At 69.0% G+C, this 11702-nt stretch carries 11 protein-coding genes; 10 read left to right on the top strand and 1 reads right to left on the bottom strand.

The window, feature by feature from the left end; genetic code table 11:
• Positions 1 to 563: aminotransferase class I/II-fold pyridoxal phosphate-dependent enzyme (locus V6M42_RS11175; RefSeq protein WP_332678523.1), on the bottom strand; the 563-nt coding region annotated here is incomplete at its 3' end.
• A 152-nt stretch (positions 564 to 715) separates the two neighbouring features.
• Here V6M42_RS11175 and V6M42_RS11170 point away from each other — a divergent pair.
• The 10 genes from V6M42_RS11170 to V6M42_RS11125 all read left to right on the top strand — a co-directional run bounded on the left by V6M42_RS11170 (position 716) and on the right by V6M42_RS11125 (position 11628).
• Entirely contained in the window at positions 716 to 2866 is a 2151-nt protein-coding gene (locus tag V6M42_RS11170; RefSeq protein ID WP_332678522.1) for a TonB-dependent receptor, read from the top strand.
• Positions 2776 to 3960 carry a PepSY-associated TM helix domain-containing protein gene (locus V6M42_RS11165; protein WP_332678521.1) on the top strand — a complete coding sequence of 395 codons (1185 nt, stop codon included), beginning with the start codon at positions 2776 to 2778 and terminating at the stop codon, positions 3958 to 3960. Before V6M42_RS11170 ends, V6M42_RS11165 begins: the two co-directional genes overlap by 91 nt.
• Complete coding sequence (locus V6M42_RS11160; RefSeq protein WP_332661252.1) at positions 3957 to 4148, top strand: hypothetical protein; 192 nt, start codon at positions 3957 to 3959, stop codon at positions 4146 to 4148. Before V6M42_RS11165 ends, V6M42_RS11160 begins: the two co-directional genes overlap by 4 nt.
• Before the next feature lie 54 nt (positions 4149 to 4202).
• Positions 4203 to 4919 (top strand): TVP38/TMEM64 family protein, encoded by a 717-nt coding sequence (locus V6M42_RS11155; protein WP_332661254.1) that lies wholly within the window; start codon positions 4203 to 4205, stop codon positions 4917 to 4919.
• Positions 4920 to 5117: 198 nt separating this feature from the next.
• A complete protein-coding gene (locus tag V6M42_RS11150) occupies positions 5118 to 6158 on the top strand; it encodes a rod shape-determining protein (RefSeq protein ID WP_056450471.1) in 1041 nt (346 codons plus the stop codon).
• Between the two features lie 138 nt (positions 6159 to 6296).
• On the top strand, positions 6297 to 7391 hold the full coding sequence (mreC, locus tag V6M42_RS11145) for a rod shape-determining protein MreC (RefSeq protein ID WP_332678520.1): 1095 nt from the start codon (positions 6297 to 6299) through the stop codon (positions 7389 to 7391).
• Positions 7388 to 7906, top strand: coding sequence for a hypothetical protein (locus V6M42_RS11140; protein ID WP_332661182.1), 519 nt, complete (start codon positions 7388 to 7390; stop codon positions 7904 to 7906). The genes mreC and V6M42_RS11140 overlap by 4 nt, the downstream gene beginning before the upstream one ends.
• Positions 7903 to 9963: a penicillin-binding protein 2 gene (gene mrdA / locus V6M42_RS11135; protein WP_332678519.1), complete on the top strand. Its 2061-nt coding sequence runs from the start codon at positions 7903 to 7905 to the stop codon at positions 9961 to 9963. The genes V6M42_RS11140 and mrdA overlap by 4 nt, the downstream gene beginning before the upstream one ends.
• Positions 9960 to 11117, top strand: a complete 1158-nt coding sequence (gene rodA / locus V6M42_RS11130) for a rod shape-determining protein RodA (protein WP_332661178.1) — start codon at positions 9960 to 9962, stop codon at positions 11115 to 11117. The genes mrdA and rodA overlap by 4 nt, the downstream gene beginning before the upstream one ends.
• A gap of 28 nt (positions 11118 to 11145) precedes the next feature.
• Positions 11146 to 11628, top strand: coding sequence for a DUF6173 family protein (locus V6M42_RS11125; protein ID WP_332678518.1), 483 nt, complete (start codon positions 11146 to 11148; stop codon positions 11626 to 11628).
• Positions 11629 to 11702 lie beyond the last annotated feature (74 nt).

Genomic DNA, 11702 nt, shown 5'->3' with positions numbered 1-11702 from the left:
TCCAGCTCGGCGCCCGTATAGGCCGCGCCCGTGGGGTTCGACGGGCTGTTCAGGATCAGCCATTTCGTGCGCGGCGTGATCGCCGCCTCCAGCGCCCCGGGCTTCAGCTTGAAGCCGTCGGCCTCGTGTCCGACCACGGTCACCGGCTCTCCGCCGGCCAGAAGCACCATGTCGGGGTAGGACACCCAGTAGGGCGCCGGCACGATGACCTCGTCGCCGGGCGAGAGGGTTGCGACCAGGGCGTTGTAGATCACGGTCTTGCCGCCCGGGGCGACGTGGATCTGGTTCGTCTCGTATTTCAGCCCGTTCTCGCGTGCGAACTTGGCCGCCACCGCCGCCTTCAGCTCGGGCAGGCCGTCGACGTCCGTATATTTGGTCTCGCCCCGGCGGATGGCCGCGATGGCGGCCTCCTTGATGTTCTCGGGCGTGTCGAAGTCCGGTTCGCCGGCGCCCAGGCCGATCACGTCGCGTCCCTCGCGCTTCAGCTCCCGCGCACGGGCGGTCACCGCAAGGGTGGCCGACGGCTTGACGCGGGCGAGGGCGGAGGACTGCAGGCTGGACATGGCGACTCCCGGGGGGACGGCGCATCCTTACGCAGTTGCGAAAGAGCGATCAAATGTCGCGGCCTCAAGCCGGCCTGGACCCCGACGCCGCCTTGACCTGCATACGGCGCCGTATATTGAGACGCGTTCTCAACACACCAGGGCCCGCCGAAATGTTCCGCTCCGTTCTTCTGACGACCTCCGCCGCGCTGGCCCTCGGAGGTGCGGCGTTCGCACAGGATGCGGCGCCCGCGGAACTGGATGAGGTCGTCGTCACGGGCTCGCAGGTGGCGCTGCCGTCCGTCCGTCCCGGCGGGCAGGTGGCGACGGGGGGACGGGTGGGTCTGTTCGGCGCGCTGGACGCCATGGACACGCCCTTCGCCACCACCAGCTACACCTCGCAGCTGGCCCGCGACCAGCAGGCCCGCAGCGTGGCGGACGTGCTGCAGAACGATCCGGCGGTCAGGGTCACCAAGGGCTTCGGCAACTTCCAGGAATTGTACGTCATCCGGGGCTTTCCGGTCTATTCGGACGACATGACCTGGAACGGTCTCTACGGCATCCTGCCGCGCCAGTTCGTGGCGGCGGAGTTCCTGGAGCGGGTCGAGGTCTTTCACGGCGCCACGGCCTTCCTGAACGGCGCGGCGCCGGGAGGAAGCGGCGTGGGCGGCGCCTTCAACCTGATGCCCAAGCGGGCGCCCGACGGCCCGCTCACGCGCCTGACCGCGGGTCTGGAAGGCGAGAGCGAAGTCTATCTCGCCGCTGACCTCGCCCGCCGATTCGGCGCCGCCGATGAATACGGCGTACGGTTGAACCTGGCCCGCCGGGACGGCGAGGGCGGGGTGGAGGCGCAGACGCGCGAACTGAACGTCATCGGCCTGGGGCTTGATCGCCGCGGCGAGCGCGCGCGCTTCTCGGCCGACATCGGCTGGCAGGACCACCGCATCGACGCCCCGCGGCCGTCGGTGACGCCCGTCGGCGCCATTCCGGCCCCGCCGCCCGCCGCGAGCAATTTCGCCCAGCCCTGGACCTATACGAGCGAGGAACAGCTGTTCGGGGTCGCGCGCGGCGAGTTCGACCTGACCGACACCGTCTCGGCGTGGGCGGCTTTCGGCGGCCGCGAGGGCAAGGAGCAGAACGTCCTGGCCAATCCGAGGGCCCAGGCCGACGGGACGCTGAGCGCCTATCGCTTCGACAATGCGCGTGAGGACGCCATCTGGTCCGGAGACGTCGGCGTGCGAGCCGATCTGGTCACGGGCCCGGTCGGGCACCGGCTCGTGGCTTCGGCCTCGCAGGTCCAGTCCAAGTCCGCGAACGCCTACGCCTTCTCCAGCTTCGCCGGTTTCGCCAGCGACCTGTATGCGCCGGTCGCGGTCACGCCGCCGGCGGCCGACTTCTTCATCGGCGGCGATCTGGATGATCCCCATGTCACCGAGCGGGTGAAGAACTCCAGCATCGCGGTGGCCGACATGCTGTCCTTCATGGACGGGCGGCTGCTGGCGACGGTCGGGGTCCGCTACCAGCAGATCGAGACCCGGTCGTATGACTACAACAGCGGCGCCCCGCTGTCGGGCTATGACGGCGAGGCGACCACGCCGGCCCTGGCCCTGGTCTACAGGCCCGACGACCGGGTCTCGCTCTACGCCAACTATGTCGAGGCGCTGATCCCCGGCCAGACCGCGCCGGCCGTCAGCGGCGGCGTTCCGGTGCTCAACGCCGGCGAAGTGCTGTCGCCGTTCCGGGGCGAGCAGGTCGAGGTGGGCGCCAAATACGACGCCGGCGCCTTCGGCGGCACGATCAGCCTGTTCCGCTCGGTTCTTCCCAGCGCCTTTGTCGAGAACAACGTCTTCGCCGCCAACGGCGAACAGGAGAACCGGGGCATCGAGGCCAGCGTCTTCGGCGAACCGGTCGAGGGCCTGCGCCTGCTGGGCGGCGTCACCCTGCTGGATGCTGAGCTGACGCGCACGGCCGGCGGGACCATGGACGGCAAGTCGCCGATCGGCGCCCCGGAATTCCAGGGCAATGTGAATCTGGAATGGGACGTGCCCGCCGTTGCGGGGCTTACGCTGGAAGGACGGGCGGTCCACACGGCCGATCAGCCCGCCAATGCCGACAACTCGGTCGAGCTTGAGTCCTGGACCCGTTTCGACGCCGGCGTCCGCTACCTCTTCGAGGCCGGCAGCCGCACCCTCACCGCGCGTGCGCGGGTCGAGAACCTGGCGAACGAGGATCAATGGGTGGCCGTCGGCGGCTACCCCGGCGCCAACTATCTGACGCTGGGCGCGCCGCGCACCTTCACGGTGTCGATCTCGGCGGAGTTCTGAGCCGGATGAAGACCCGGACCATCCGCCGCTGGTCGTGGGTGCACCGGTGGTCGAGTCTGGTCTCGACCCTGTTCCTGCTGATGCTGTGCGTCACGGGCCTGCCGCTGGTCTTCACCCACGAGATCAATGAGGTGTTGCTGCGGGACGCCTGGGCGCCGGCCAACCCGGACGGCGGCAAGCTGGATCTCGACCAGGTGCTGTCCGTCGCCCTGTCGCGCCACCCGGGCGACATCCCGGCCTTCATGAGTTTCGACGAGGACCGGCCGGTGGTGAACGTCACCAGCCGGGCCCCCGACGCGCCCGCCGGCCAGTATCATTTCCAGCCGATCGACCAGACCAGCGGCGATCCCGCCCCGCTGGTCGCCGGGCATCCGCTGATGGAGTTCCTGCTGCAGCTCCACACCGACATGTTCCTGGGCCTGCCGGGCGCGCTGTTCCTCGGCGCCATGGGCCTGTTGCTGATCGTCGCCATCGTGTCGGGCGTCGTGCTGTACGCCCCGTTCATGCGCCGCCTTCCCTTCGGGACGGTCCGCCTGGACAAGGCGGCGCGGACGCGGTGGCTGGACTATCACAACCTGCTCGGGGCGGTGACCGTCGCCTGGGTGCTGGTGGTGGGGACGACGGGGGTGGTGAACACGCTGGCGACGCCGATCATCGCCTATTGGAAGGATACGGCGCTGCGGGAGTTGACCCTCGCCTATGACGAACCGGTCCCGCCGACGGAGCGCAGCTCTCTGGACGCCGCCATCCAGCGCGCAAGGGCCGCCCTGCCGGGCATGACGCTGCAATTCGTCGCCTTCCCGGGTTCGACCTATTCGACGGACCATCACTATGCGGTCTTCTTCCACGGCGAGACGCCGCTCACCGCCCGCATGACCACCCCGGCCCTGATCGACGCCCGCACCGGCCAGCTGGCGGCGGTGGCGCCGATGCCCTGGTATGTGAAGACCCTGTCCCTGTCCCAGCCGCTCCATTTCGGCGACTACGGCGGTCTGGCCCTGAAGATCGTGTGGGCGCTGCTGGATCTGGCCGCCATCATCATTCTGGGGTCCGGCGTGTATCTCTGGCTGGCGAAGCGGAAGAGGCCGGCATGAGCCGCAAGGACTTCAGCGCCTGGGCCATTTTCGGCGCCCCTCTGGCCCTGGCTGTTCTCAGCCTGACGGGGCTTGTGGGCGCGCTTCTGAACGACGGCGTCTGGGACTGGATCGGCGCCGTGCTGCTGGGCGCCACGGTCGCCGCGGCCGGCTGGGCCCGTTTCAGGGCCGGCAGACGGAGAGGGTAGGGGACCTTTCCGCAGCCCTCGCCGCCGTGGCCGCCCGGTGCTAATCGCGGTCACATGCGCCGCTTTCTGGACTTCATCCTCAACATGGAAGCCCGCCGCTGGCGGGCCGTGCTGGCGACGGCGCTGCTTCTGGGCGCGACGGTGGCCCTGCTGGCCGTGGGCAAGAGCCAGCTGGGACTGGCGGCCGAGGAGAATCTCGAGGCCTGGCTGCAGGGTTACCGGGGCAGCCCCTGGGCCTTCGGGGCCACGGTGGTCCTGTTCATCGCGGCCGCCTTCATAGGCGCGCCGCAGTTCATCCTGATCGCCGCCTGCGTCGTCGCCTTCGGACCGTGGACCGGATTCTACTACAGCTGGGCCGCGACCATCATCTCGGCGGGCGTGACCTACTGGATGGGGCGGGGCCCGACGGCGCGGCTGGTCGACCGGTTCGGCGGGCGGACCATGGGCCGGCTCAAGGGATTCGTCGGCAAGAACGCCTTCTACGCCAGCTTCATGATCCGCAACGTGCCCTCGGCGCCCTTCATCGTCGTCAACATGGCGTTCGGCGCGACTCGCGCGTCCTTCTGGCGCTTTCTGACGGGCTGCGCCCTGGGCGTCCTGCCCAAGACGGCGCTCGTTTCCTTCTTCGGCGGGGCGGTGGTTTCGGCGGTCAGCGGCGACGGCGTCTGGACCTCCCTGATCCTCGCCGGCGTCGCCGTGGTCTGGCTGGGTCTGATGCTGGGGGTGCGCGAACTGGTCAAACGGCGCGAGGCCGCATCGGGGGCCGACTGAGCCCCTGGTCACGGCTTCGCCAGCAACGCTTGGAAGGGCTTGTAATCACCGTCACACACGGGCAAACGAGCCGTAAGGTCGGTCAGGCGATAACGATCAGGAAGCGGTGCGTGGGGATGCGCGCCGCCGGGGCGTCGCCGAAGCGGATCGAGACGACCAACGCCCCTCCAAGGCCCGAACGAACGGTATCCCGGACCCATGTTCTCCAGCATTTTCGGCGCGATCTCCAACGACATCGCCATCGACCTCGGCACCGCCAACACCCTGATCTACATGAAGGGCAAGGGCATCGTCCTGAACGAACCGTCCGTGGTCGCCCTTCGCAACGTCGGTGGACGGAAGATCGTCCACGCCGTGGGCATAGAGGCCAAGCAGATGCTGGGCCGCACCCCGGGCCACATGGAAGCCATCCGTCCCATGCGCGACGGGGTCATCGCCGACTTCGAAGTCGCCGAGGAGATGATCAAGCACTTCATCCGCAAGGTTCATAACCGCAAGGGCTTCGTGAACCCCAAGGTCATCGTCTGCGTGCCGTCGGGCGCCACCGCCGTCGAACGCCGCGCCATCAACGATTCCTGCCTCAACGCCTCGGCCCGCCGCGTGGGCCTGATCGACGAGCCGATGGCCGCCGCGATCGGCGCCGGCCTGCCGATCCACGAGCCGACCGGCTCCATGGTCGTCGACATCGGCGGCGGCACCACCGAGGTGGCCGTGCTGTCGCTGTCGGGCATCGTCTATTCGCGTTCGGTCCGCGTCGGCGGCGACAAGATGGACGAGGCGATCATCAGCTACATGCGCCGCAACCATAACCTTCTGATCGGCGAGACCACCGCCGAACGCATCAAGAAGGACATCGGCACCGCCCGCATACCGGCCGACGGCGAAGGCCTGTCGATCGACGTCAAGGGCCGCGACCTGATGCAGGGCGTGCCCCGCGAGGTCCGCATCTCGGAACGCCAGGCCGCCGAGGCCCTGGCCGAACCGGTGACCCAGATCGTCGAGGCCGTGAAGGTCGCGCTGGAAGCCACTCCGCCGGAACTGGCCGCCGACATCGCCGACAAGGGCATCATGCTGACCGGCGGCGGCGCGCTGCTGCGCGGTCTGGACGCCGAGATCCGCGATCACACCGGCCTGCCGGTCTCGGTCGCCGACGATCCGCTGTCCTGCGTCGCCATCGGCTGCGGCCGCGTGCTCGAGCATCCCCGGTGGATGAAGGGCGTGCTGGATTCGGCCCTCTAGGGTTTGATCCCCAACTCCGCCGCAAATCCCTGTCATCGGGGGATGCGGACCGGTTCCCATCAGGGCTGGATTTTGCGATAGGCTGCTGAAGTCGGCGGGGGGGTCCCGCTGATTCCCTTTTTCCCAGGAAGGCGCGCCGTGGCGTTTCGCGACGGACCGTTCGAAAACATCAAGGTGCCGCTGGTCTGGACCGCGGCGGTCGCTGTCGTGATCGCGGCGATCGGCTGCATCCTGCTGCTGATCAGCGACGCCCGCGCCCAGACCTCGCCGTATCAGCCTGTCCGCTCCGGCGTCGAATCGGTCGCGGGGCCCGTCGGCGGCGTCTTCGCCGCTCCGGTCCGCTGGTTCGGCGCCGCCACCGACTATGTCGGCGGCTATTTCTTCGCCGTCTCCGAGAACCGCCGTCTGAAGCGCGAACTGGCCGAGCTGGCGCCCTGGCGCGACCAGGCCATCGCCCTGAAGAACGTCAACGCCCGCTACGAGGCCATGCTGGGCATCCGGCCCGAGCCGCCCGTGGCCATGCAGACGGCCCGCTCCATCTCCGACACCCGGGGTCCGTTCTCGCGCGCCCGTCTGATCGACGCCGGCTCGGCCAAGGGCGTCAAGGTCGGCAATCCCGTGATCAACGAGCACGGCCTCGTGGGCCGGATCGTCGGAACCTCGCCCAATGTCAGCCGCATGGTGCTGCTGACCGATGTGGCCAGCCGCACGCCGGTTCTGGTCGACCGCACCGACGCCCGCGCCCTGCTGACCGGCGACGGCAGCGACAATCCGCGTCTCGAGTTCATCCGCGGCGTCGGCGCCGTCCAGGCCGGGGACCGCATCCTGTCCTCGGGGGACGGCGGCGGCTTCCCGCGCGGCGTGCCGATCGGCGTCGCCGCCAAGGGCATCGACGGATCCTGGCGGGTCAAGCTGTTCAGCGACCGGGGCGCCATCGACTATGTCCGCGTCATGCTGTTCGAGGACTTCGGCCAGCTGATCGGGTCCGACGACCTCAACGCGCCGCCGCTGGCCGCCCTGGGCACGCTGACTGAAGCCACGGCGGCCCAGACCGGGGCGATCGCCGACTCCGCCGCCCGCCGCGACGCCGCCCGCGCCAGCACCGAACAGTCCAACGCCGCTGCGGCCCGCGCCGACGCCGTGGAGGCCGCGCGGCCCCGTCCCGTCGTTCCCGCGCCCGCCGCCGCCCCTCCGGCTGCTGAACCCGCCCCGCCCGCCGGGGGGACCGAATGAGACGCCCCGTCGCGGTCCGGGTCGTCGGGCCGATGCAGTGGATCGTCTATCCGGCCCTGATCACGGTCGCAGCCACCATCGTCCTGGCCACGCCGGTCAAGGTGTTCGGCCTGAGCCTGCCCGAGCCGGTCATTCCCATGGTGCTGGCCTTCGCCTGGCCGCTGATCCGGCCGTCTGTGGTGGCGCCGCTGGTCCTGACCCTGCTGGGGCTGGGGCTGGACATCTTCACCTGGGGCCCGCTGGGCCTGTGGGCCCTGTCGCTGCTGGCCATCTATGCGATCGTCCTGGCCTCGCGCAGCTTCCTGATCGGCCAGGACACCGCCGTCCTGTTCGTCTGGTTCGCCGCCTGCTGCGGCCTGGCCTTCCTGCTGATCTACCTCGTGCGGATCTTTATCGACCACAACGCCGCCAGCCTGCTGGCCCTGATCGGCCAGGTGGTCCCGACCCTGCTGCTCTTCCCGTTCGCCAACCAGATGATCGAGCGGTTCGAGGACGGCGACGTGAGGTTCCGATGAGCTCGGAACCCTCCATCTTCTTCTCCGACGTCAACGAGCGCCAGGGCTCCTTCCTGCGCCGCACCTTCGTCTTCGGCGGCCTCACCGCGCTCGGCGGCATCGCCCTGACCGGCCGCCTGGCCCAGTTGCAGGTCATCCAGGCGGGCGAATACGCCACGCTGGCCTCGAACAACCAGTTCAACTTCCGCCTCGTGCCGCCGCCGCGGGGGCGTATCCTCGACCGGCACGGCGTGGTCATCGCCGGCAACCGCCCCAGCTTCCGCGTGCTGGTCGTGCGCGACGAGACCAAGGATCTGGATCAGACCCTGGACCTGCTGGGCCGCCTGCTGCCCGACACCATGGACCGGCGCCGTTCGATCATCCGCGACGTCAACGCCGCGCCGCGCTTCTCGCCCGTCCCGGTCAAGAGCGACCTGACCTGGGAGGAGTTCGCCAAGGTCAATCTCTACGCCAACGAGCTGCCGGGCGTCATGGCCGACATGAACGAGGCCCGCTACTACCCGTTCGGCGGCGCCTTCGCCCACGTCATCGGCTATGTCGCCAAGCCCAACGACCGCGACATCAAGGCGATCGAGGACAAGGGCGAGAAGGTCCCGGAGATCCTCTACAACCCCGGCTTCCGCATCGGCCGTCAGGGCGTCGAGAAATCCTTCGACGCCGATCTGCGCGGCGAGGCCGGCGGCAACCGCGTCGAGGTCGACGCGCGGGGCAGGGTGGTGGCCGAGGACATCGGCGGGTCGCGCCCGGCCGTGCCCGGCAAGGACGTGGTCCTGACGCTCGACGCCGACGTGCAGAACCGCGCGCTGGAAGTGATGGGCGAGGAGTCCGGCGGCTGCGTGGTCATGGACGTCCGCAACGGCGACATCCTGTGCATGGTCTCGGCGCCGTCGTTCGATCCCAATCTGTTTGTCGGCGGCGTGCCCTCGCGCATCTACCGCGCCCTGTCCGACTACGAGCGCAAGCCGCTGCTGGACAAGACGCTGAACGGCGTCTTCCACCCCGGCTCGACGTTCAAGATGACCACGGCCCTGGCCATCCTGGAGGCCGGCGTCGATCCGACCGAGCGGGTGACCTGCACCGGCGGCTATCGCTACGGCAACCGCGTGTTCCGCTGCTGGGAGCCGCGGGGCCATGGCGCGCAGGACATGCACAACGCCATCAAGAACTCGTGCGACGTCTATTTCTACCACATGTGCAATCGCGCCGGCGTCGACCTGATCCAGGAGACGGCGAAGAAGATCGGCTTCATGCAGACCTACGACATCGGGGTCGGCAACCAGAAGGCGGGCTCGGTGCCCAGCAAGGCGTGGAAGGCCAACTACAACCGCCGCAATCCCAATCCGGAATCGCGCGTCTGGTTTCCGGGCGAGACCCTGTCCGTCGCCATCGGCCAGGGCGATGTGAACGTCACGGCCCTGCAGCTGGCCGTGATGACCGCCCGCATCGCCAATGCGAAGAAGGCGATCAATCCGCGTCTGATCAAGTCCGTCGGCGGGGTGGAACAGCCTTCGGGCGCCGCCGTGCCGGACCTGCAGTTCCCGCCCGAGCACGTCGAGATCGTGCGCCAGGGCATGGTCGCGGTGGCCAATGACCGGTCGGGCACCGCCTACCGCCAGTCCCAACTGGGGCTGGGCGACATCCAGATGGCCGGCAAGACCGGCACGGCCCAGGTCCGCAGCTATGGCTCCGGTCCGCGCAAGTCGAACATCTGGGCCCTGAAGGACCACAACCTGTTCGTCGCCTTCGCTCCGGTCGACGCCCCACGGTACGCGGTGGCGGTCATCATCGAGCACGGCGGCAAGGGCGGGGCCACGGCCGGCGCGCCGCGCGCGCGCGAGATCATGCGCACGACCCTGCTCAAGGATCCGGAGATGCTGGAGCGCATCCAGCGGCCGCCGCCGCCCGAGGCGCTCGCGCCCGAAACCGCAACGGACGAACTGGTCGGCGCGGCGCCCGAGGACCCGGTGGCGCATACGCCGGCCCCGGCCGCGACGCCCGCCGCTCCGGCGACCTCCGGCACCGGCCCGCGTCCCTATCTGCCAGAGGCTCCGCGATGACCGCCTCCGCCCTGACCCGCCCCGGCGAACGGGACCGCATCTCGACCAAGATCAGCGAACTGGACTGGCGTCTGATCGGCCTGCTGTGCCTCGTCGCCTCGGTCGGCGCCGCCATGCTCTATTCGATCGCGGGCGGACAGTGGCAGCCCTGGGCGGCCAAGCATGTCATCCGTTTCGCGGCCCTTCTGGTCGTCATGCTGGGACTGGCGCTGGTGCATCCGAAATGGTGGTTCCGCGCGGCCTATCCGCTGTACGGGCTCCTGCTGGTCCTGGTCCTGATGATCGAGTTCACCCCGCTGGGCTATACGGCCGGCGGTGCCCGGAACTGGTTGAATCTCGGTTTCATGCGCATCCAGCCGGCCGAGTTCATCAAGATCGGCCTCGTCCTGGCCCTGGCCCGCTGGTACCACAACCATACCGCCCAGGAGGCGCGCTGGTCGTGGAAGCTGCTCATTCCGGCCGGGATGATCGGCCTGCCGTTCATCCTCGTGGCCAAGCAGCCTGACCTCGGATCGGCCATGGTCATCGGCCTGACGGGCGCCGTGGTCATGTTCGTGGCCGGCCTCAGCTGGCGCGTCATAGCCGCCGGCGCCGTCGCCGCCGTCGCGATCATTCCGCCCTTCGTCATGTTCGGCATGCACGACTACCAGCGCAACCGCGTGCTGACCTTCCTCAGCCCGGAATCCGATCCGTCGGGCACGGGCTACAACATCATCCAGTCCAAGATCGCGCTCGGCTCGGGCGGTCTGCTGGGCAAGGGATACGGCCTCGGCAGCCAGAGCCAGCTGGAGTTCCTGCCCGAGCGGCACACCGACTTCATCTTCTCGACGGTGGCCGAGGAATTCGGCTTCGTCGGCTCCTTCACCGTCCTGGCCTGCTATGTGGCCATCATCCTGATCGCCCTGCGCATCGCCTCGCTGGCGCACAGTCATTTCGGCCGCATCGCCGCGGCGGGGATGACGGCCTTCTTCGCCCTGTTCGTGCTGATCAACGGCGCCATGGTCATGGGCATGGCGCCCGTGGTCGGGGTGCCGATGCCCCTGCTCTCCTATGGCGGCTCCTCGATGATGACCGTCATGTTCGGCTTCGGCCTCGTGCTGGCCACCCGCGTGCACCGCTATGCCGAACTGCCCAAGGGCCACGGGTTGTTCTGAATCGGCTCTGGTGCGTTAGGGTCGGATCATGAGCAAGCCCGCCCCCCAACCTGCACCCGATGCGCCCGTCGTCGCTCCCGCCTCGCTGTTTCAGTCGGACTGCGGCGACAAGCCCTGTCCCGAGCCTGTCCTGCCCACGGCCACGCCCGAGCAGCAGGCCGCCCTGACCGACGGCGTGCGGATGCGCGAAAACCCGGCCGAATGGGCCTTTGTCCGCCTGTCCAAGCTGATCGAGGATTTCGAGAAGGGCCTCGACAAGGACGAGGAGGTGGGCGCGCGCATCGTCGGCCTGCCGGGCGACGGCACCATGTCGATCGAGGACGTCGGCTTCTGGGGCCCCGACTTCATCATGTTCCTGGGCAAGAACGCGGACGGCAAGCCGGTGCGCCTGATCCAGCACTACGCCCAGATCAACGTCCTGCTGGACGTCCGCAAGAAGCCCGAGGAACGCGCCGCCCGACGCATCGGCTTCCAGCTGTCCGAAATGGTCGGTAAGACCAACCCGACGTAGGGAGGGGAGCCCCCCTTCCTGCCGTCATTCCGGGGCCGAGCGCAGCGAGGAACCCGGAACCCAGGCGACCGGGC

It is taken from the genome of Brevundimonas sp., from assembly GCF_036677305.1.
GTDB lineage: Bacteria > Pseudomonadota > Alphaproteobacteria > Caulobacterales > Caulobacteraceae > Brevundimonas.
The sequence above is the reverse complement of the archived record's forward strand: the minus strand, read 5'-3'. Positions and strand labels throughout refer to the sequence as shown.

Coding starts and splice junctions, on each gene's coding strand:
- V6M42_RS11170 (WP_332678522.1), top strand. CDS start 716: ATGTTCCGCTCCGTTCTTCTGACGACCTCCGCCGCGCTGGCCCTCGGA.
- V6M42_RS11165 (WP_332678521.1), top strand. CDS start 2,776: ATGGGTGGCCGTCGGCGGCTACCCCGGCGCCAACTATCTGACGCTGGG.
- V6M42_RS11160 (WP_332661252.1), top strand. CDS start 3,957: ATGAGCCGCAAGGACTTCAGCGCCTGGGCCATTTTCGGCGCCCCTCTG.
- V6M42_RS11155 (WP_332661254.1), top strand. CDS start 4,203: ATGCGCCGCTTTCTGGACTTCATCCTCAACATGGAAGCCCGCCGCTGG.
- V6M42_RS11150 (WP_056450471.1), top strand. CDS start 5,118: ATGTTCTCCAGCATTTTCGGCGCGATCTCCAACGACATCGCCATCGAC.
- V6M42_RS11140 (WP_332661182.1), top strand. CDS start 7,388: ATGAGACGCCCCGTCGCGGTCCGGGTCGTCGGGCCGATGCAGTGGATC.
- mrdA (WP_332678519.1), top strand. CDS start 7,903: ATGAGCTCGGAACCCTCCATCTTCTTCTCCGACGTCAACGAGCGCCAG.
- rodA (WP_332661178.1), top strand. CDS start 9,960: ATGACCGCCTCCGCCCTGACCCGCCCCGGCGAACGGGACCGCATCTCG.
- V6M42_RS11125 (WP_332678518.1), top strand. CDS start 11,146: ATGAGCAAGCCCGCCCCCCAACCTGCACCCGATGCGCCCGTCGTCGCT.